Consider the following 19,912-nt stretch of genomic DNA (forward strand, 5'->3'; position numbering starts at 1 on the left):
AAGGATATCGGTTTGAGCCAGCAGTCCGTCACCGAGCCCGATCGGCACGCAGAGGCCGAGGAGCGGCTCGGCACCGCGGGGGTCGCCTATCGGGCGGTCTCGGCGCCGGAAGCCACCGCCGCCAACCTGGCGTGGTGGGACGCCGACGCCGACGACTACCAGGCGACCCATGGCGGCTTCCTCGGCGACGCGGACTTCGTCTGGTGCCCGGAGGGCGTCCGCGAGGCCGACGTCGCGCTTCTGGGTGAAGTCGGCGGCAAGCGGATCCTCGAGGTCGGCTGCGGGCAGGCGGCCTGCTCGCGCTGGCTCGCCACGCAGGGCGCCGACGCGGTGGCGACCGATCTGTCGGCGGGAATGCTCCGCCACGCGAGGGAAGGCAACGAGCGGACCGGCACCCCCGTCCCGCTCGTGCAGGCGACGGCGGAGTCGCTCCCGTTCGACGGCGCGAGTTTCGACGCGGCCTGCTCGGCCTTCGGCGCGGTGCCGTTCGTGGCGTCGGTGGACGCCGTGTTCGCCGAAGTGCACCGGGTGCTCCGGCCGGGCGGACGCTGGGTGTTCTCGGTGACCCACCCGATGCGCTGGATCTTCCCCGACGACCCCGGCCCGCAGGGCCTCACCGTCACCCAGCCGTACTTCGACCGGACGCCGTACGTCGAGGTGGACGAAGAAGGCGTCGCGACCTACGTCGAGTACCACCGCACACTCGGCGACTACGTCCGCGCGCTCGCCGACGCCGGCTTCGCGTTGACCGACCTCATCGAACCCGCCTGGCCGGAGGGCCACTCCCGCACCTGGGGCCAGTGGAGCCCGTTGCGCGGCAAGCTCTTCCCCGGCACGGCGATCTTCTGCACCCAGCGGGGATGACCCCGGCGGCGGAGCGGCAGCGGGCGCGGTTCGCCGCGCTCGACCCGTTGCTTCCGCCGCCTCCCCCGCTCCCGGCCGGAGAACCCGTCGAGGCGGGAGGCGCCTTCGGCACGATCGCGCACGTACGGTTCGCGGCGGGCTCCTGGCAACGTCTGTGGAGCCCGGCCCATCTGCAGATCCTCTCCGCGATCCTCCCGCTCGACGCCGCCGCCGGGATGAGCGCGCTGCTCTCCGCCTGGCGCGAGCGGATCGCGCGCGCCGACGCCGAAGCCGATTCGTCGTGCACGGTCACCTGGCCCAGCCGTGACGTCGCGGTGTCGCGGGCACTGCTCGACCACGGGCTCGCGCCACAACTGGCGCTGGCCGTCCGCGCGCCCGCGACGGGCGAGGAGTACTCCGTACCCGGCGTGACCGTCCGCGCGTCGACCCACGGAGACCTGGAAGAGATCGTCGGTCTGCGCCTCGAAGAACTCCACTACACCTCGCTCGTCGGCCATGGTGTCGTCCGGCCGGGGGCCGAGGCCCTGCTCGCCGAAGAGGTCCGGCGCGGCCTGCAGTTCGGCGGCCGCGTCTGGATCGCCGAAGAGGAAGGTGTCACGGTGGGGATGGTGACCACGGGAAAGCGCTCCCCGCTCCCCGGTGACGCGCTCGCCGGGCGGCTGCGGCCGGGCGAATGGGGCTATCTCGGAACGCTCGCGGTGACCACGGCCGCGCGCGGGCGCGGGATCGGGCGCGCGCTGGCCGCCGTCGCGCACGACGAACTGTTCTCGCCGTCGCTGCGCGGCACCTTCGTCTCGTACAATCCGGCCAATCCGCTCTCCCCGGTGTTCTGGCACCGGCAGGGTTATCGTCCACTGTGGACGACGTGGGCCGCCGGTCCCGCCGCGGCCCTGCGGTAGCGGTCGACCCGGGGGACGGGATGGAAATCGAGAAGACGTTGCTCGACGCGCACCGCGCCCGGTTCGCGGCGATCGACCGGCTCCTGCCCGAAGCCCCGCCGCCCCCGGTCGGCGGCGAGCGCGTGGACGCCGCCACGGCGGCCGGCGTCCAGGTCACCGGGGTGGTGCAACGTCAGCTGCACGGCCCGGACGACGTCACCCTGCTCTGGTCGGCCGCCGACGCGCGGCAGCTGTTCCCGTTCGTCGGGGACACCGGCACCGAGGGCATGGACGTGCTGCTGCGCGCGTGGCGCACGCGGATGGACGCCGAAACGCCGGACGAGGATTCGGCCTGCGTGATCAACTGGCCGAGCCGGGACGCCGAGGCGATCCGCGCGTTCCTCGACCACGGGCTGGTGCCGATGTCCGCGCTCGCCGTGCGCACCGGGCGCCGTCTCTCCGGCCAGGGTGTCGACGGCTTGACCGTCCGCCGCGCCCGGCACGAAGACTTCGACACCCTGCTCGGGCTGGCCGTGTCGACGCACGAGTACATCGGTCAGGTCGCCACCCGGCACCGCCCGAACGCCGCCGAACTGCTCGCCCCGGCACTGGAACTCGCCCTCGACAAGGAACGCCCGCTGCTGTGGCTGGCCGAACGGGACGGCCGCGTGGCCGCGTTCGCGCACGGCGCCTGGATCACCTCGTCACCGGGGTCGGCCGAGGCCGAACTCCTCCCCCTCGGCCACTGGGGTTACGTCAACAACGTCGTCACCGTGCCCGCCCTGCGCGGGAACGGTCTCGGCCGCACACTGATGGCGGCGGTGCACGAGGAGTTCGCCGCGGGCGGCGCGGACGGCACCTACCTCTACTACAACCCGACCAACCCGCTTTCTTCGGTGTTCTGGCACCGCCAGGGTTATCGTCCACTGTGGACGTCCTGGGAGGTCCATCCGGCTTCGGCCCTGCGTTAGCCGTCCGGTTTGCGGGGGTTTCGTCACTCTTGCGTGTGACGTGGGCCCCCCACGGTTGTGCACCTCCCAGGTCAGGGCTAACTTTTGAACTGACCAGTCAGTTCAAGTTCCGCGAGTCACCGACCTGGGAGTTCTTCGTGCGGGTTCAAGCCGACAGGGTGTCCGTGACCGGACCCCACGGCACGTTGCTGTCGCCCACCTCGCTCACCGTTTCGGGCGGTGAGCTGGCGATCGTGCACGGCGAGCCCGGGGTCGGCGTCACCGCCTTCGGGCTGGCGCTGGCCGGGAGGCTGAAGCCCGCCACCGGGACGGTGACCGTCGAGGGCGGCGACCCGCGCCAGGTCGTGGCGATCGTCGACTCCCCCGGCGTGAGCGAACCGGACGGCGCGTTGTCGCTGCAGGTCGTCGTCGGGGAGGAACTCGAACTGGCGAAACGCCCGGCGGACAAGGCCGCCGTCGCGAGCTGGCTGGCCGAACACGACGCCGCCGCGTTCGCCACCACCCGCTTCGAGAATCTCGAACCGGTGACGCGCACGCGGCTGCTGACCGCGCTGGCCGCGGGCCGCAAGGGGGTCGGCGTCCTCGTGCTCGACACCCCGGACCGGCACACCAGCGACGTCGACAGCTGGGCGAAGCTCGCGCGCGAGCACGCCGAGCGCGGCCTCGCCGTCGTCGTGCTGACCGCCACCACCCCGGTTTCGGCCCTGCCGGAGAAACCCGCCCTCTGCGGCGCCCTCGACCAGCCCGACCCCGTGCGCTGCGCGCCCGTCGAGCCCGAGCCCGCCGAAACCGCGGAGATCGAAAAGACTTCAGGAGACCAGGAATGAACCCCGTCCGGATCGCCGCCAACGAGCTGCGCCGGCTGAGCAGCGGCACCCTGCCGAAGCTCGCCATGGCCGCGCTCGTCCTGGTGCCGCTGCTCTACGCGTCCTTCTACCTCTACGCGAACTACGACCCGTACTCGCGCCTGGACAAGCTGCCCGCCGCCGTCTTCACCTCCGACACCGGCGCGAAGGACTCGGCCGGCGCGCAACGCAACGTCGGCCGCGAGGTCACCGACGAACTGGTCAAATCCGGCACGTTCCAGTGGCACGAGGTCTCCCAGGACGAGGCCGCGAAGGGCGTCCGCGACGACAAGTACTCGTTCGCGATCGGCATCCCGCGCGACTTCTCGACCGCGCTGCTGTCTTCGGGCAACTTCCAGCCCCAGCAGGCGACGATCACGCTGACCACCAACGACGCGAACAATTATCTGTCCGGCACCATCGCGAAACAGGTGGCCGAACAGGTCCGCAAGACGATCGCGGAGAAGGTCGGCAGCGAGGCCGCGGACAAGTTCCTGGTCGGTTTCTCCACGATCTACGGCAAGATCCAGGAGGCCTCGACCGGCGCTTCGCAACTCGCCGACGGCGCGGGCGAACTCAAGACCGGGCAACAGCAGCTGGCCGACGGCGCCAACCAGCTCGCCTCCGGCAGCTCCCAGCTGGCGACCGGTCTCGGCACCCTGAAATCCAGTACCGCCCAGCTCCCCGCGCAGACGCAGAAGCTCGCCGACGGCGCCGGTCAGGTCGCCGACGGCAACCAGAAGGTCTCCGACGCCGCCTCGCTCGCGGCGACGGCCTCCGGCGACATCCAGGCCAAACTCGACGGCTACCGCACCCAGCTCGCACAGGACCTGCGCGCCGCCGAAGTCCCCGAGGCGAAGGTGCAGGAAATCCTGAGCCGCCTCGACACCCTCCGGTCACCGGTCGACCAGGCGAACACGAAGATCCAGGGCGCGAACAGCCAGCTCGCCCAGCTCGCGTCCGGTGCCCGGCAGGTGTCCGACGGCGCGCACCAGCTGGCCTCGGCCACGCCGCAGCTCACCAGCGGCATCGCGCAGGCCGCCGACGCGTCGAACCAGATCCGCGACGGTGCCGCGAAGCTGAACGACGGCGAGAAGGCCGCCCTCACCGGCACGAACCAGCTCGCCGACGGCTCGGTGCAGCTGCGCGACGGGCTCGCCGCCGGGCTCAAGGAGATCCCGAACCCGGACGACCCGACCCGCGCGGCGACCGCCAACACCATCGCCGACCCGGTGGCGGTCAACTCCTCCGGCGTCGCCTCGGCCGGAACCTACGGCGCCGGCCTCGCCCCGTTCTTCATCTCGCTCGCGACCTGGATCGGCGCGTTCGTGCTGTTCCTGTTGCTGCGCCCGCTCTCGACCCGCGCCCTGACCGCCGGCGCGTCGCCGTTCAAGGTCGCGCTCGGCGGCTGGCTGTCCTCGGCGCTGCTCGGGATCGCGCAGGTGATCGTGCTGTTCGGCGCGGTGACCTGGCTGGTCGGCATCGACGTCGCGCATCCGCTCGGCGCGATCGGGTTCGCGGTACTGGTGTCGTTGACCTTCACGTCGGTGGTGCACGCGCTCAACGCGTTCTTCGGCGCGGTCGGGAAGTTCCTCGGCCTGGTGCTGCTGGTGCTTCAGCTGGTCAGCGCGGGCGGCACGTTCCCATGGCAGACCATCCCGGACGCGTTGTACCCGTTGCACATCGTGCTGCCGATGGGTTACGCGATCGACGGGTTCCGGCACCTGCTCTACAGTGGCGCCTCGATGGAGATCCTCGGTGACATCGGCGTCCTGGTCGCGTATCTCGTCGGCGGGATCCTGGTCTCGACGCTGGCGGCGCGGAAACGGCGTACGTGGACGGTTTCGGCGCTGAAACCCGAGCTCGCGTTGTGAGTCCCCGGGGTGAGGCGACGAAACAGAAGCTGTTCGAGGCGACGCTGCGGCTGTCCGCCAGCCGCGGTCTCGTCGGCTTGACGGTGGACGACATCGCGGCCGAGGCGAAGGTCGCGAAGGGCACTGTCTACTACAACTTCGGCAGCAAGGACGGCCTTGTCGACGCGCTGCTGCGCTACGGCGTCGGCGTGCTCGCGGACCGGCTGCGCGCGGCCACCGGCGACGGCGACCCGATGGACGTCATCGAGTCTCAAGTGGACGGTGCGCTGGAGTTCATCGCCGAATACCCCGGCTTCTCGCAGATCCTGGTGAGCGAGATGTGGCGTACGCCCGGCACCTGGCACGAGACGCTGACCCTGCTGCGCGAGGAGATCATCTCGATCGTGCGCGACCAGCTCCACCGGCTGGACGCCGCCGGGCGGCTGCCCGACGGCGTCCAGATCCCGACGGCGGCGGCCGGGTTGTTCGGCACGATGCTGGTGGTCGCCCTCGACTGGCAGGTGTTCCAGCCGAAGCGGACCCGGGCCGACGTGCGGGAATCGGTGATGGTGCTGATCCGGGGCCTCGGCCGCTAGGCGTAACTCGCGTGCTCAGACGCGTAACTCGCGTGATCGAAGGCGTAACTCACGTGTTGCGGCTTCAAACACGCGAGTTACGGCTCTGATCACGCGAGTTACGGCTTCGATCACGCGTCTTCGGTGCTTCGGGCCCACTTCAGCTTGACCTCGAAGTTCCCCTCCAGGCCCGTTTTCGCGATGACCGCGCCCGCCTGCGCGGTCAGCTTGACACCGAACTTGAGCTCGACCTCGTCCGGTCCCCTGGTCATCGACCGGAAGGTGTCCAGCGCCGCCACGGCCGCGTCCTTGACGTTCGCGAGCGCCGCTTCGAAGGACCCCTTGGCGTCGTCGACCAGGTCGTCACGCCGGGAGACCCGGGCGGTGCCGGGGACCGGGTCGATCTCGACGACCACCGAACCGCCGCCTTCGAGGGGGAACCGCGCCAGGTCGTTCACCGATGCTCCTCACTGTCCACAATGGATTTTCAACCATTCGCCGGGCTGGATGCTCTCCCGGACGTCGTCGAGTTGTTTCAGCAGGATTTCGAGGCGGTCCCGGTTGCTCAGGTATTCCAGGACGGCACGGTGGAACGCGCCGGTCATCGTCGCGGGCATCAGGTCGGAGGCGTCGAAGCACAGCGCGGACGCCGACGTGATCGTGTCCGCGACCCGACGGCTCACCTGATCCGGGTAGACGTCGAGGCCGGCCTTCCGGTTGGCGGAAAAGGCGTTCGCGCGGGGAATCGACGGCCAGATCCGCTGTGCCTTCTCCGAAGCGAGGAATTCGATCAGCTTCCGCGCCCCTGGCGTGTCCTGGAACATCCCGGCGAGGTCGGCGGCGACCTCGGAGACGTCCCGCCCCGGGAAGGGGAGGAAGTCGAAATCGGTACCCGGCTTGGGGAAAGTGCCGTCGGGCCGTGGGAAGTTCTGATACCGGCTCATGATGAACGACGCCTGGTGTTCGAGCGCGCAGCCGGGCGGGTCGGTGAACATCGGCTTGCCCGCATCGCCGAAGTCGGTCAGCAGGGCGGCCGCGGTACCGCCGCGGATCGCGGCGGGCTCGAGCACGGAACCCCAGTCCAGCCAGGCCTGCCTGACCTCCGGCGACGTCCATGCCAGGCCGCCGGACGCCCACTGCCGGTACTTCTCGGGGCCCGCCGAGTGCAGCAGGATGTCCTCGATCCAGTCGGTTCCCGGCCAGCCCGAGGCGGGCGGGGCGCCCATCCCGACGCACCAGGGCGTGCCCCCGGCGGCCGTCAGCCCTGCCGCGTACTCGCGGAGCCCGGCGAACGTCGTGGGCCGGATCCCGGTCATCCGCGCCGGGTCGTACCAGATCAGGCTCTTGAGGTCGGCCTTCACGGCGACCGCGTACAACCGCTCGGTGCCGATCTGCTGCAGCGTGACCCATTGCGGGCTGAAGGACCGGGTCACGGCGGCGGACAGGTTCTCGTCGAGCGGCAGCAGGTCGCCCGATTTCTGGTACTTCGCCAGCACTCCGGCGTTGGGGAGGACGGCGACGTCCGGCGGCGTGCCACGCTGGACGTCCGAAGCGAGCACCTGGTCGACGGCGCGGGTGCCCTCGTACAGGTAGTCGATCCCGGTGTCGGCCTTGAAAGCGTTCAGCACCTGGCGGAACGCCTTCTCCTCTTCCCCGGTCCAGGACGCGAGGACGACGACGGGCTCGTCTTCCGCCGACGCCGAGCAGCCGCCCGCGACCAGCGACAGCGCCATCACCACGGCCAGCAGGCGCTTCATGGCCGGTACCGGTATTCGTCGATCCTGGCGTGCAGGCCGAGCAGGACGAGCCCGCCCGCGAGCAGGGTGCCTGCCGGGATCAGGAACTCCCGCCCGCCGGATTCGGCCGCGGCGGAGGCGTCGGCCGCCACCGCCCTCGCGCCCGCCGTGGCCACCCGCGTGGTGTCGGTCGCCGGCGTGCCCGCCTGCCGTGCCCGCTCCCGGAACCCGTCGACGGTCACACCACAGCCCTGCTCCTGGTCGCAGTACCCGGCCACCAGTTCGGCGAGCCGTCGCTGGCCGTCTTCGTCGGCAGCCTGGATCTGCGCGGCCCGAGCGGCGGCGACGCCGTCGAGCCGCTCCCCGACCGAGTCCAGCCGGCCTCGGCTGACCAGGGTGAACACCAGGGCGACCCCGATGGCGGCGATCAGCACGGTCGCCGCGAGCAGCGGGACGTTCGCCACGCGGCGGAACCGTTTCCTCAGGTACAGCTGCGTGAGGACCAGCAGTACCAGGAGCGCGAGCACCGGCAGAAGCCACAGCGGGAGCATCGCGAGGCTCATCCCGGTGGCCGTCAGCTGCCGGTCCAGTGCCTCGCGTTGCCTGTCCTGCAACAGTTCCAGCTCCTCCAGGACACCGCCCGAAGCGTGCAGCAACCGTGAGGCGTGCCAGAGGTCGACCGCGCCCAGCACGGCGGCGTCCGGCTGCCGGAAGTGCACGTCGGCCTGTCCGATGGAGCCCGAGTAGGCCGCGACCTGGCTTTCGATCACCTGAAGCGCGTTACCGCCTTCCTCACCCGCCTGGTTGAACTCCGCGACCCTCGCGAGACTCTGGCTCGCCAGCGCCAGCTGGTTCGAGTACTCCTGCCCCGGTCCGGCGAGTTTCGCCTCGCCGGAGGCGAAACTCGCGATCGCCGCGGCGTCGGCGGCCACCAGCGCGGCCCGCGCGGCGGTCACTTCGAGTACCGCGTGCGCGGTGCGGTCGCGGACGGTCTCCGCCGTGTTCTGGACGTTCTGGAACGCCCACAGCGATACCACCAGCACCGCGAGGGTGAGCGCCAGCAGGGCGGTCCGGAGCCGGACCAGCCGCACCCGGGTGGCCGTCACGAAACCGCCTCGCCGAACGGTCTCGAGCAGCCGACACAGAAGTTCGCCCCGGCGGGCGAAAGCGCGGGACAGGCTGGACAGGTGAGTGGTGCTCCTCCGGGCATCGGCCGATCTTCCTGCGGATGCGCGATTTCCGAAACCCTCGACGGGATGACGACGTGCAACGCGTGGCTGCGCGTCGCGTCCGGCCGCAGGCGCACGACCCCTTTCTCCGCGTCGACGATCTCCACGACCCCCGAAAGACGGCTGAGCGTCTCGTGGTCGCCCGCGTCCGTGGCCAAGGCGACCGCCCGGCCCCAGGCCCGCTCGGCCGCGGTCTGGTCGCCCGCCGCGTAGGCGTCACCGCCGGCGGTCAGCGCCTCGCCGAGATCGGCCTGCGCGGCGTATTTCGAGACCATCGGGTGAATCAGCGTCGGCGGGATCGGGTCGTGGGTCCACCTCCCCGCGATGGGCAGCGCGTCCTCTTCGACCGTGGCTCCCGGCACGGGGACGAGTTCCGTCCACGCCAGCTGGCGGTCCTGCCCGTGGCTGGGCTCGAGATCCGGATCCAGATCCAGGATCAGCTGGTAATCCCGCGTCTCGTCACCCGCGAACGAACCGAGCGACAGTTCCTGCTCGCGAACGGCGACCTCCCGGCACCGGTCGGTGAGGTCGTATTCGTCCGGGAACACCTGCTTGACCGAACGCAGCCTGCTGAACGGCATGGTTCCGACGCGCAGGCGGACCTCGGGCAGCACCTTCGTCATCGCGCTCTCGACCAGCTGCCGGAAATCCTCGGCGAGCTTGTCGTCCTCGACGACCGAGTCGACGTTGCCGCGCAGCACCCGGCCGATCAAGGTGAGTTCGGCGGGCTCCCAGCCGTCGCCGATCCCCCTGGCGTCGCAGACGAACCGGCCCTCGCAGGCGTTCAGCACGCTCATCAGGTCGGCCCTGGTCTGCGAATCGTTGCGGCCGTCGGTGAGCAGGATCGCGTGGCGGACGGCGTCGGGCACGAGGTCGAAGAGGTCACGTGCCTTGGCGAGCCAGGCACCCATCGCGGTGCCGCCGACGGCCGCGAGGTGTCCGACGGCGGCGCGCGCCTCCGCCCGGGTCGCCGCGGAGGCGGTCACCAGGCCGTCTTCGGCCGGGTAGATCATCTTCGCGCGGTCGGTGCCCTGGACGACGGCGAACCGCACCCCGTCGGGCAGGACGTCGATGGCCGCCGCTGCCGCCCGCCGGGCTTCGCCGATCTTGGTGCTGGGGAAGCGCATCGAACTGGAACAGTCGATCATCAGGACTTCGGCGGCCGTCCTGGACACGGCCGCCGCGCCGCCGCGGGAGACGACCCGGACGATCGCGGTCATCGCCCGGTCCCCCTCGGCCAGGAACTTGTTCTGGTGCACTTCGAGACCCAGACTCGGTTCCCTCATCTCTCCCCCTTCACACCAAAGTCACCGGTCTCACGGAGTTCGCGAGATCGATCAGCACGTCGTGCGCTTCCGGGGTCGGCGCGTGGTGGGCGAGCCGCCGGTACGCCTTGTCCAGCACCGTGCGGGCGCCCGTCTCGCCCGCGCGCAGGATCCCGCCTTCGGTGATCCCGTCCTGCCCGAGGAGCACGGCGGCCAGTCCGGTCTCGCGCACGGCCGTCACCAGCCTGTCGAGGGAATCGCCGTCGAGATCCAAAGCGGTCAACCGGACCACGGCGTCGTCGAGTTCGGCCGACGCCGGGAGATCACCCGTCCCCGGCATCGGCGCCGACAGCACCCGGACCCCCGCGATCCGCGCCGCCTCGTCGTAACGCGAGAATTCCGGGACCTGGTCGAGGATTTCGACGGCGGCGGCGCGGTTGCCGCGCAGCAGCCGGACCCGGGCGAGCCCGAACGCCGCGCTGACCTGCGACCGGTCGCGCACCCACAACGCGTCGTAGTACCGCTCGGCGGCGGCCGCGCCGTTGAGGTGCTCCTCGCAGAGCCCCAGCGCGAGTTTCGGCGGCTCCTCGCCGGGGATGTCGCGGTACACGGCGGTGAACTTCTCCTTGGCCGCGGCGAAATCGCCGGCGCCGAGCGCGAGCAGACCCCGATGCCACGCCACCCGCCAGTCGTGGGCCGCGCGCTCACCGAGCAGCCGTTCGGCCTCGGCCACCGCGAGCGCGCCTTCGACGGTCGCCCCGAGTTCCAGGTGCGCCCGGCATCGGCGGAACTCGACCTCGACCGAACCCGGTACCTTGTCGAGTTTCTTCAGCAGCCGCGCGGCATCGGGCGCCCGGACGGCGCGCAGGAAGTTCGCCTGCGGATCGTCCGGATCCTCCCGCGGCACCGGGAGCCCGACGGCGATCTCCCCGGCGGACGGGCGCGCGCCGAGCGAGACGGGCGTCCCCCGCGTCCAGTGCTCCAGCGGTGGTGCCTGGCCGAGCCCCGCGTCGAGCAGGACCGCCCCTTCGGCGAACAACGTCGAGCCGGCCGGTCTGGATTGCTTGTCCCGCAAGGAAAGAATCTCGCTGAGCACACCGTCGAGCTGGACCAGCATCTCGCGCGCGGTCGCGAACCGTCGCTCGAACGAGGCGGTCGCCCGGTCGAGGACCCGGAGGAACGATTCGATGCCGAACCGGACACCCCGCGCGTCGGTGGTGACCGACCAGCCGTCGCTGGCCTGGAAGAGCTCCCGCAACGTCACGCCGACGGTGTGGATGTCCGACCGGACGGTGAGCCCGTGTTTCGCCCGTTCGGCCGGGGACACCTGATAGTGCTCGGTGCCGACGATCGGGCTTTCGTCGTCGGTGATCTTGCGGATGGCGCCGAAATCGATGAGCTTGATCCGCTTCTCGCCGTGGATCACGTTGTCCGGCTTCATGTCGCAGTAGAGCAGGCCTTCGCCGTGCAGGTAGTCGAGCGCGGTCAGGATCTCGCGCCCGTACGCCACGACGTGCTCGACGAGCAGCCGTCCTTCGCTGGAGTCCAGCCCGGCCCGGCCGCGGTTCTTGACCTCCCGCAGGGAAAGCCCGTCGACGAACTCCATGACGATGTAGCGGAGGCCCTCGTGTTCGACGACGTCGAGGATCCGGACGACGTTCGGGTGGTCCAGCGCGGTGAGCACCTGGCTTTCGGTCTCCGCGATCCGGACGGCGGCGGTGTCGTTCGTGTTGATGAGACCCTTGAGCGCGACGTACCGGTCGCCGAGCCCGGAATCCGTCGCGAGGTAGACGAACCCGAGCCCACCGCGCGCGACACAGCCGAGCACGTGGTACCGGCCGTCGACCACGTCACCGGCCGCGAGCTTGGGCGCGAAGGAGAACGGCGTCCGGCAGACCGGGCAGAACCCTTCGGCGGGCGCGGGCCCGCCGCCGATCGAGCGGCCTACCGGGGTGGCCGTGCACCCGTGCCTGCCGCAGAACCGTTCCTCCTCAGGGACATGCGGCTCGGTGAGCAGGCGGCCCGCGACGTCCGGGAGTTCGACGACCGGAAGCGGGACCCGGTCGTCCGCGCCGGCCTGGCCCGCGATCTGCTGGGAACGGGTGACCACCGTGCCGGTGATCCTGGTCGGCGCCTCGCCGGGCCCGGGGATCACCAGGGTCGGTTTCTCCCTTGGCTCTTCCGGAGCGCCGGGCGGCAATCCGCAGATCTTGCAGAAGCCGGTCTTGCCGAGCACACCCGGGCAGCCGTCCCGTCCGCAGGCCGTCATCCGTCGATCCGTTTCCGTACGGTGTCCGCGTATCGCTCGACGGCCGCCGCCGCGGCCGCGAGGTCGCACGGTCCTTCGAAGAGCATCCGCCAGGCGGGTGCGTAGGCGGCATCCAGTTCTCCGTCTTCGACGTGTCCGCTGTTACGCGCCATCTCCCCGTACGCGTCGAGCCGGGCGCGCAGTTCCGCGCGCCGCGCGAGGTTCTCGTCGAGGAGGCGACGGAGATCGCGGGCACGCTCGACGGTTTTCGCCACGGCCCGCTCGCAGACCGGAAGCTGTCGTTTCACCCAATCGGTGTCACCGGCTTGCTCCGCCGACCGCAGTTGCGTCAACGCGCCTCTCAGCCGTCGAGCCTGGGGATGGACGTGCGGGGTGTCGGAGAAACGGCCCGCGTCGCCCAGGTTGTGCTTCTCCAGACCAGCGAGTTCACCCAACCGGGTATCCAGCAGGGCGAGCCGGCCCTCGGTGTCGTTCTCGGCGGCGGGCAGGACGTCCGTGCTCGACCGGACCACGCTCACCCCCGGCGAGGACTCTTCGCGGAAGGCCAGCGCGAGACGCAGCCCGAGTTCGTGCGCGCGCTGGGCGAGCGGCACGAGCACCTCACCGACGAGCGTTTCAGGCTCGGCCGCTTCGTCGATCCCGTACACGACGACGGTGCGGGCGGGCCCATGGTGGCCGGCGGGCGAATCCGCGGCGACGTCCAGCCGGTCGGAGATCCGGCGGCGGACCTCCTCGGCGGTCTTGCCGACCGCGTCGACGGCGAGCACGACACTGCCCAACGGCGGGACGGTCGGCCCGGTCACGCTCCGGCCCGCGCCGCGTTCGCGGTCGGCGAGGACGACGGCGCGCCGCAGCGAGGCGGCGACGGCCGAATCGTCCTCGCCCACGATGATCACCCGGACGTCCGCCCGGCCGTGCCCGCCGAGCCATTGGGCGAATTCGCGGGCGAACAGCGGATCGATCGCGGGCGGTTCCGGGTGCCGGACGAAGCCGGGGTCGATCGCGGGGCTGCCTTCGGCCCAGCGGCGCAGGGCGGGCAGGTATCCGAGCATGGTCTCCACCGGGATCATCCACGAGACCCGGGCCGCCTCGGTCGCGTACCGGGTCGCGACCATGCCGACGACGTGGCCGGTCTTCTCGGCGATCACCGCGGAACCGCTGAAACCGTGGGTGATCGGCTCGGCGTCCGGAGTGCGGTGCAGCTGGACGCGTTCGAGCCCGTGCCCGCCGTCGCCGACGACGGTCGCCAGCGACCACATGCCGTCCGAATCACGCGGGAAGCCGTACGCGCGGACCCGTTGGCCGTCTTCGAGGGCCGTCCGGTGGAGCGGGGCGCCGGAGATCTGTTCCTCGGGGTCGCGCAACCGGAGCAACGCGATGTCCCCGCCGTCGTCACCGATGGGCGCGGCCTGCGCGAGGATCGTGGCGATTCCGGGCTCCAGGCCGGGAAACGCCACGAAATCCACGGCGACGTCGTCGTGGCCTTCGATCACGTGAGCGCAGGTGAGGAGGTGTTCGCCGTCGAGCATGGTCCCGGCGCCCAGGATCCGCCCACGGTGATCGCGCAGCCGCACCCGCCAGCGTCTGCGCTCGGAAGTCACGCGAAAGACCCTACCGATCGTGAGTGGTAATGACGGTTCTAACCGTCATTACCACTCACGAGGCCTAATGCGCGGCGTCGTTCCAGGACCGTCCGTACCCCACGGAGACCTCAAGCGGGACCGCCAGCTCGTAAGCCGAACCCATTCCCTGGCGCACCAACGTTTCCAGCTGCTCGCGCTCACCTTCGGCGACCTCGAGGACGAGCTCGTCGTGGACCTGCAGGAGCACGCGGCTCTTCAGCTTCGCCTCGGTCAGTGCCTTGTGCACGTTGAGCATGGCGACCTTGATGATGTCGGCGGCGCTGCCCTGGATGGGGGCGTTGAGCGCCATCCGCTCGGCCATCTCGCGGCGCTGCCGGTTGTCGCTATTGAGATCCGGCAGATAACGGCGGCGGCCGAAGATCGTCTCGGTGTAACCGACCTTCGCCGCGTCGCCCACGACCGAATGGAGGTAATCGCGCACGCCGCCGAAACGGGAGAAGTACGCCTCCATCTGTTCCTTGGCCTCTTCGGTCGAGATCCGCAGCTGCTGCGAAAGGCCGTACGCCGAAAGCCCGTACGCCAGGCCGTACGACATCGCCTTCACCCGGAAGCGCAGTTCCGGCGTGATCTCCTCCGGCGGCAGCGAGAACGCGCGCGACGCCACGAAGGTGTGCAGATCCTCGCCGCTGTTGAAGGCCTGGATCAGCCCTTCGTCCTGCGACAGGTGCGCCATGATCCGCATTTCGATCTGGCTGTAGTCCGCCGTCATCAGCTCGGCGTAGCCGTCTCCGACGACGAACGCGTCGCGGATGCGGCGGCCTTCCTCGGTGCGGATCGGGATGTTCTGCAGGTTCGGGTCGACCGAGGAGAGCCGGCCGGTGGCGGCGATCGTCTGCAGCAGCGTGGTGTGGATGCGGCCGTCGTCGGCGACCGACTTGATCAGGCCCTCGACCGTGGTGCGCAGCCTGGTCGCGTCCCGGTGCTCCAGCAGATGCTGCAGGAACGGGTGCTCGGTCTTCTCGAAGAGGCTCTGCAGCGCCTCGGCGTCGGTGGTGTAGCCGGTCTTCGTGCGTTTGGTCTTCGGCATGCCGAGCTCGTCGAACAGGATGACCTGCAGCTGCTTCGGCGAGCCGAGGTTGACCTGCTTGCCGATGACCGCGTACGCCTCCTCCGCGGCCTGCGTCACGCGGCCGAGGTAGTGCGCTTCCAGGCTGGTCAGGTGCTCGATGTCGACCGCGATGCCCGCCGCTTCGAGACCGGTGATCACCTGCAGGAGCGGCAGTTCGAGCTCGGCCAGCAGCTGCGCGCCGCCCAGCTCTTCGAGCTCCTTGGTCAGCGCGCCGGCCAGCTCGGCGACCGCGCGGGCCTTGACCAGCTCCGCCTGGATCTCCTTCTGCTCCATGTCCTCGGCTCCACCGTCGAGCAGCGAAAGCTGCCCGTCCCCGGTGTCGGCCTCGGACCGCAGCTCACGGTGCAGGTACCGGAGGGCGAGGTCGTCGAGCTCGAAGGTGCGCTGCCCCGGGCGGACCAGGTACGCGGCGAGCGCGGTGTCCATGACGAGCCCGGCGAACGTCCAGCCGCGCGCCTTGACGGCGTGCAGGGGGACCTTGAGCTCGTGGCCGATCTTCTGGATCTTCTCGTCGGCGAGCCAGGCCGTGAGCGCCTTGTCGTCCTCGGCGTCCATCGTGGTGACATCGACGTACGCGCCTTCGCCGTCCGCGGCCGCGAAGGTGATGGCCTTGAGGTCGGAGCGGACCGAGGCACCGGTGGTGCGGAACGCCAGGCCGACCGGCTTGTCCGTGCCGGTGTGCGCGGACAGCCACGCCGTGAGCGCTCCAGGCTCGAGCTTCGAACCGCTGACCTCGAAACCCTCCTCTGCCTCGGGCTCGGCGCTCTGCAGGGTGGCGAAGAGCCGGTCTCGCAGGACGCGGAACTCCAGCTCGTCGAACAGCGCGTGGACGGCCTCGCGATCCCACGGGCGCAGCTCGAGCATGGTCGGGCCGAGCTCCAGCTCGACGTCGCGGATGAGCTCGGTGAGCTGGCGGTTCAACATGACCGCGCCGAGGTGCTCGCGCAGCGCGTCGCCGACCTTGCCCTTGACCTCGTCGACCCGATCGACCAGCTCGTTGAAGGAGCCGAACTGCCTGATCCACTTCGCGGCCGTCTTCTCCCCCACGCCGGGGATGCTGGGCAGGTTGTCCGAGGGGTCGCCACGCAGCGCGGCGAAGTCCGGGTACTGCGCCGGTGTGAGGCCGTACTTCTCCTCGACCGCCTCCGGGGTGAACCTGGTCATCTCGGACACGCCGCGCTTCGGGTACAGCACGGTGACCTGGTCGGTCACCAGCTGGAGCGCGTCACGGTCGCCCGTACAGATGAGGACGTCGAAACCTTCCGCTGTCGCCTGTGTCGTGAGCGTGGCGATGATGTCGTCGGCTTCGTAGTTCTCCTTGGTCAGCGCCGGGATGCCGAGGACCTTCAGTACGTCCTCGACCAGCCCGACCTGGCCTTTGAACTCGTCCGGGGTGGTGCTGCGGTTGGCCTTGTACTCCGCGTACGTCTCCGACCGGAACGTCTTGCGTGAGAGGTCGAACGCCACCGCGAGGTGGGTCGGCGCCTCGTCGCGCAGCAGGTTGATGAGCATCGAGGTGAACCCGAACACCGCGTTCGTCGTCTGCCCGGTCTTCGTCTTGAAGTTCTCCGCGGGCAGCGCGAAGAACGCGCGATACGCCATCGAATGGCCGTCGATCAGCAGCAGTTTGGGCCGCTCGGCCTGTGCGGTGGCGGGTGTGGCGTTGGCAACGGTCGTGTTCTCACTCGGGCTCACGGGAGCGAGTCTAGGGTGAGGGTCTGACAGTCCTACCTGTCGTGTCGTTTAAGGAGCACTGCGTGACCGAACAAGCCCTCGAATCCTTCGCCGGGATCGACCCGGCCTTCGCCGGACAGCAGCTCAACGACAAGCTCGGGCTCGAGATCAGCGAATTCGGTCCCGAACGCGTCGTGGGCAGCATCCCGGTGGAGGGCAACCTCCAGCCCTACGGCCTCCTCCACGGCGGCGCGAACGCCGTCGTCGCCGAGGCGCTCGGTTCGATGGTCTGCGCGCTCAACGCCGGCACCGACAAGGCGACGATGGGGCTCGAACTCTCGTGCACGCACCACCGGGCGGTCCGCTCCGGGCGGGTGACCGGTGTCGCGACCCCGGTACACGTCGGACGCGGGACCGTGACCGCCGAGATCGTGCTGACCGACGACCAGGGGCGCCGGTCGTGTACGGCGCGGCTGACCTGCGTGGTGCGGGAGCGGCCGCCGGGCGCCTGAGCCGTCCGGCCCTCTGGAGTGTCATGAAAGGGCCGTTCAGGACGTTTTTCGTCCTGAACGGCCCTTTCATGACATGGGGGACGGCCGTGGGTGTGCACCGTCGGTCGGTGAAGGAGGCCTTCACTACCTTGAGGGTAGGCAAGGAGGCCCTCACGGCACGAAGGTCGAGTTTCCTCGGCTGAGCCGAGGGAAGGGGGCCTTCACTACGTCTGAAGGTGGGCGCCAGGTCGCGCCGGACGTGCGATGAAGGAGTCCTTCATCGCACCTAAGCGGTGTCCTGTGAGCATCGCCTGGCGCGCCGACCTGCGAAAAGGGAGCGGGGGACCTTTGGTGTCGCCGGAGGGGTGTGTGGATATAGGGACGTTGAGTCTCCCTATATCCACACACCCCTCACTCGCTGTCAGGGCCATCGCCGACCGTGTGGATTTCGGTGCGTTGGACGACCACGGTCACCGCGCGGAGGAGCAACCGGCGATCGCCCGGCCGTGAAGGCCCCCTTCATTGCGCCTAGGTACGTGAAGGGGGCCTTCACGTACTTTGAGCGACGTGGATCTCGACACGGCCCAGGTGCGCGCGTTCGTCGCCACCGCCGACCACGGCCATTTCGGTCGCGCGGCAGAATCCCTGTTCCTCACCCAGCAAGCGCTGTCGAAGCGGATCCGGAAGCTCGAGGACGCCCTGTCCGTCCAGCTCTTCCGGCGCACCAACAGGTCCGTCGAACTGACCGCCGACGGCGACCGCTTCCTCCCGCACGCGCGCGAGCTGATCCACGTGGCCGACGCCGCCGTCGCCGCGATGGGCCTGCAGGACCGCCCGCCCCGCCTCGACGTCATCGATCCGCGCCTGTCCCCGATGTACATGTTGCGCCGCATCGCCCAGCGCGACCCGGCGCTCGCCGTCGAGCGCGTCGCCGGGCGCGGGCTGGCCAACGCCCTCGACCCGCTGGTCCGCGGCGAGATCGACCTCGCGTTCGGCCGGGTCGCGGACCTCGGCCGCGAGGTGCCGGCCGAACTCGAACACCGGCTCGTCCGGCTCGAACCACTGGTCGCCCTTCTCGCACCGGAGCACCCACTGGCGGACAACGATGTCCTGAAATTGTCCGATCTCCGGCACGAAGGCATCTGGATTCCGCAATTGGGCGGGCCGATCGAATGGCTTTCTTATTTGCAACGCCTATGCAAAGAATTCGACGTCCCGATCGACGACTCCGGGGTCAGCTACGACCTCCGGCACACCTTGGAACAGACGCGCTACGGAAAGCAGCGGGTCACGCTCGCCGGCGCCGACATGGACCTCGCTTCCGACCTCAATCTGCGAGTCCTGCGGTTCGAGCCGTCGCCGCTGTTCCCGTGGTCGGTGGTCTGGCGCCGCGGCGAAGGCCCGGCCCTGCGGCGCCTGCTGGCGCTCGCGGGCCGGACCAGCCACGAAGAAGGTTGGTGCGCCTACGATCCCGACCGGTCCTGGCTGCCGGACGACGACCTCAGACAGCTAGGTGCCGGGCGAACCAGCGCGTGAGCTCGGCGTCCACCAGCTTCGCGTGTTCGGTCTGCGGAGCGGGTTCGAGGCCGGGCGCCTCGGCGAATTCGTGCGCCATCCCCGGGATGGTGACGAGCTCGGATCGCCGCTCCCCCAGCGCCTTGTGCAGGGCCGCGGCCGGTTCGGTGATGGAGACGTCGTCCTCCTCGCCGATGACGAGCAGCACCGGCGCGGTCAGTTCGTCCGCCCGCCGCACGTAGTCGTACTCGTTCGCGACCGCACGGGACCGGTCCGACCAGTGGTAGGTGACGTCGTAGACCCGCTCGTTCGCCGCGATCACCGGCGCCAGCTGGGTCACCGGGTTCACCAGCGCGGCCGCCGCCACGTCGATCTCCGGGTGGGTCAGCATCTGCAACGCGACCGCGCCACCCTGCGAACCGCCGACCAGGCCGACCGGTCCGTCCTCAATGGACAAGCGGGAGCGCAGTTCCGCCACCGCGGCCGGGAACTCGGCCTCGACCTGCTTGGTCAGCGGTTCGACGACGTTGAGCACGTTGTCCTCGGTCGCGAGCCGGAAGAAGCCCTCGAAACCGCCCTCGGGAAACCTTTTCCCGGTCAGTGGCAACCCGAGGTGCACCCGCCACGCGTGCAGTTCCCGCATCGGCAGCGCCGCCGCCATGGCCGCCTCGCTGAACGGCGCGCCCAGCAGATGCCAGGTCAGCACCAGTGGCGCCGGGCGCTTACCGTCCGACGGCGGCAACGCCACGAACGGAACCCCTGCTGCCACGCCTTCGATCGCTTCGGTACTCATCGTCATGGGAACAGCTAATCGCGAGGTCAGGGCCGGGATCCAACAGCCGTTCGGACCGCGACGACAACCATCGGTTGTCAAGGCGCGAAGGAAGACGGGGCACCGTTGGCGCCCTTTGGGGCAGCCTTGCTACGACGAAAGGCCGCCTACGAAGGAGCTGAAAACCGCAAGATACGCGGCCGAAACATGATCATTACCCACGAGCATGATCGACGTGGTAGCGGTGAATCCCCAGCGTGACC

General features: G+C 70.0%; 16 protein-coding genes. 8 read left to right on the top strand and 8 right to left on the bottom strand.

Annotation, left to right across the window (positions count from 1 at the left end; translation table 11 throughout):
- The first annotated feature begins 12 nt into the window (after window positions 1-12).
- The 6 genes from ACOCEP_RS37295 to ACOCEP_RS37320 all read left to right on the top strand — a co-directional run bounded on the left by ACOCEP_RS37295 (window position 13) and on the right by ACOCEP_RS37320 (window position 6,007).
- Window positions 13-864: a class I SAM-dependent methyltransferase gene (locus ACOCEP_RS37295; RefSeq protein WP_482334419.1), complete on the top strand. Its 852-nt coding sequence runs from the start codon at window positions 13-15 to the stop codon at window positions 862-864.
- Window positions 861-1,763, top strand: a complete 903-nt coding sequence (locus ACOCEP_RS37300; RefSeq protein ID WP_482334420.1) for a GNAT family N-acetyltransferase — start codon at window positions 861-863, stop codon at window positions 1,761-1,763. Before ACOCEP_RS37295 ends, ACOCEP_RS37300 begins: the two co-directional genes overlap by 4 nt.
- A 20-nt stretch (window positions 1,764-1,783) precedes the next feature.
- On the top strand, window positions 1,784-2,713 hold the full coding sequence (locus ACOCEP_RS37305) for a GNAT family N-acetyltransferase (RefSeq protein ID WP_482334421.1): 930 nt from the start codon (window positions 1,784-1,786) through the stop codon (window positions 2,711-2,713).
- 137 nt (window positions 2,714-2,850) lie between these two features.
- Complete coding sequence (locus ACOCEP_RS37310) at window positions 2,851-3,540, top strand: ABC transporter ATP-binding protein (protein ID WP_482334423.1); 690 nt, start codon at window positions 2,851-2,853, stop codon at window positions 3,538-3,540.
- Window positions 3,537-5,432 (top strand): YhgE/Pip family protein, encoded by a 1,896-nt coding sequence (locus ACOCEP_RS37315; RefSeq protein ID WP_482334425.1) that lies wholly within the window; start codon window positions 3,537-3,539, stop codon window positions 5,430-5,432. The genes ACOCEP_RS37310 and ACOCEP_RS37315 overlap by 4 nt, the downstream gene beginning before the upstream one ends.
- On the top strand, window positions 5,429-6,007 hold the full coding sequence (locus tag ACOCEP_RS37320; RefSeq protein WP_482334427.1) for a TetR/AcrR family transcriptional regulator: 579 nt from the start codon (window positions 5,429-5,431) through the stop codon (window positions 6,005-6,007). The genes ACOCEP_RS37315 and ACOCEP_RS37320 overlap by 4 nt, the downstream gene beginning before the upstream one ends.
- Before the next feature lie 110 nt (window positions 6,008-6,117).
- Here ACOCEP_RS37320 and ACOCEP_RS37325 read toward each other — a convergent pair whose 3' ends face one another.
- The 7 genes from ACOCEP_RS37325 to polA all read right to left on the bottom strand — a co-directional run bounded on the left by ACOCEP_RS37325 (window position 6,118) and on the right by polA (window position 16,892).
- On the bottom strand, window positions 6,118-6,444 hold the full coding sequence (locus tag ACOCEP_RS37325; RefSeq protein WP_482334428.1) for a CU044_2847 family protein: 327 nt from the start codon (window positions 6,442-6,444) through the stop codon (window positions 6,118-6,120).
- Between the two features lie 9 nt (window positions 6,445-6,453).
- A complete protein-coding gene (locus tag ACOCEP_RS37330) occupies window positions 6,454-7,743 on the bottom strand; it encodes an ABC transporter substrate-binding protein (protein ID WP_482334430.1) in 1,290 nt (429 codons plus the stop codon).
- Window positions 7,740-8,828, bottom strand: coding sequence for a hypothetical protein (locus ACOCEP_RS37335; RefSeq protein ID WP_482334432.1), 1,089 nt, complete (start codon window positions 8,826-8,828; stop codon window positions 7,740-7,742). Before ACOCEP_RS37335 ends, ACOCEP_RS37330 begins: the two co-directional genes overlap by 4 nt.
- Window positions 8,825-10,237 carry a VWA domain-containing protein gene (locus tag ACOCEP_RS37340; protein ID WP_482334433.1) on the bottom strand — a complete coding sequence of 471 codons (1,413 nt, stop codon included), beginning with the start codon at window positions 10,235-10,237 and terminating at the stop codon, window positions 8,825-8,827. Before ACOCEP_RS37340 ends, ACOCEP_RS37335 begins: the two co-directional genes overlap by 4 nt.
- A 10-nt stretch (window positions 10,238-10,247) precedes the next feature.
- A complete protein-coding gene (locus ACOCEP_RS37345; protein WP_482334434.1) occupies window positions 10,248-12,485 on the bottom strand; it encodes a serine/threonine-protein kinase in 2,238 nt (745 codons plus the stop codon).
- Window positions 12,482-14,086 carry a S1 family peptidase gene (locus ACOCEP_RS37350; RefSeq protein ID WP_482334436.1) on the bottom strand — a complete coding sequence of 535 codons (1,605 nt, stop codon included), beginning with the start codon at window positions 14,084-14,086 and terminating at the stop codon, window positions 12,482-12,484. Before ACOCEP_RS37350 ends, ACOCEP_RS37345 begins: the two co-directional genes overlap by 4 nt.
- A 64-nt stretch (window positions 14,087-14,150) precedes the next feature.
- Window positions 14,151-16,892 (bottom strand): DNA polymerase I, encoded by a 2,742-nt coding sequence (gene polA, locus ACOCEP_RS37355; RefSeq protein WP_482334438.1) that lies wholly within the window; start codon window positions 16,890-16,892, stop codon window positions 14,151-14,153.
- A gap of 62 nt (window positions 16,893-16,954) precedes the next feature.
- Here polA and ACOCEP_RS37360 point away from each other — a divergent pair, with 62 nt between their 5' ends.
- Both ACOCEP_RS37360 and ACOCEP_RS37365 read left to right on the top strand, forming a co-directional pair.
- Complete coding sequence (locus tag ACOCEP_RS37360; protein WP_038511292.1) at window positions 16,955-17,383, top strand: PaaI family thioesterase; 429 nt, start codon at window positions 16,955-16,957, stop codon at window positions 17,381-17,383.
- 546 nt (window positions 17,384-17,929) lie between these two features.
- Window positions 17,930-18,898 carry a LysR family transcriptional regulator gene (locus ACOCEP_RS37365; RefSeq protein WP_482334440.1) on the top strand — a complete coding sequence of 323 codons (969 nt, stop codon included), beginning with the start codon at window positions 17,930-17,932 and terminating at the stop codon, window positions 18,896-18,898.
- On the opposite strand, the gene ACOCEP_RS37370 is transcribed toward ACOCEP_RS37365, so the two are convergent.
- A complete protein-coding gene (locus ACOCEP_RS37370; RefSeq protein ID WP_482334441.1) occupies window positions 18,864-19,676 on the bottom strand; it encodes an alpha/beta hydrolase family protein in 813 nt (270 codons plus the stop codon). The genes ACOCEP_RS37365 and ACOCEP_RS37370 overlap by 35 nt on opposite strands.
- Window positions 19,677-19,912 lie beyond the last annotated feature (236 nt).

The organism is Amycolatopsis sp. CA-211722 (assembly GCF_056828465.1).

Coding starts and splice junctions, on each gene's coding strand:
- ACOCEP_RS37300 (WP_482334420.1), top strand. CDS start 861: ATGACCCCGGCGGCGGAGCGGCAGCGGGCGCGGTTCGCCGCGCTCGAC.
- ACOCEP_RS37305 (WP_482334421.1), top strand. CDS start 1,784: ATGGAAATCGAGAAGACGTTGCTCGACGCGCACCGCGCCCGGTTCGCG.
- ACOCEP_RS37315 (WP_482334425.1), top strand. CDS start 3,537: ATGAACCCCGTCCGGATCGCCGCCAACGAGCTGCGCCGGCTGAGCAGC.
- ACOCEP_RS37330 (WP_482334430.1), bottom strand. CDS start 7,743: ATGAAGCGCCTGCTGGCCGTGGTGATGGCGCTGTCGCTGGTCGCGGGC.
- ACOCEP_RS37340 (WP_482334433.1), bottom strand. CDS start 10,237: ATGAGGGAACCGAGTCTGGGTCTCGAAGTGCACCAGAACAAGTTCCTG.
- ACOCEP_RS37345 (WP_482334434.1), bottom strand. CDS start 12,485: ATGACGGCCTGCGGACGGGACGGCTGCCCGGGTGTGCTCGGCAAGACC.
- ACOCEP_RS37370 (WP_482334441.1), bottom strand. CDS start 19,676: ATGACGATGAGTACCGAAGCGATCGAAGGCGTGGCAGCAGGGGTTCCG.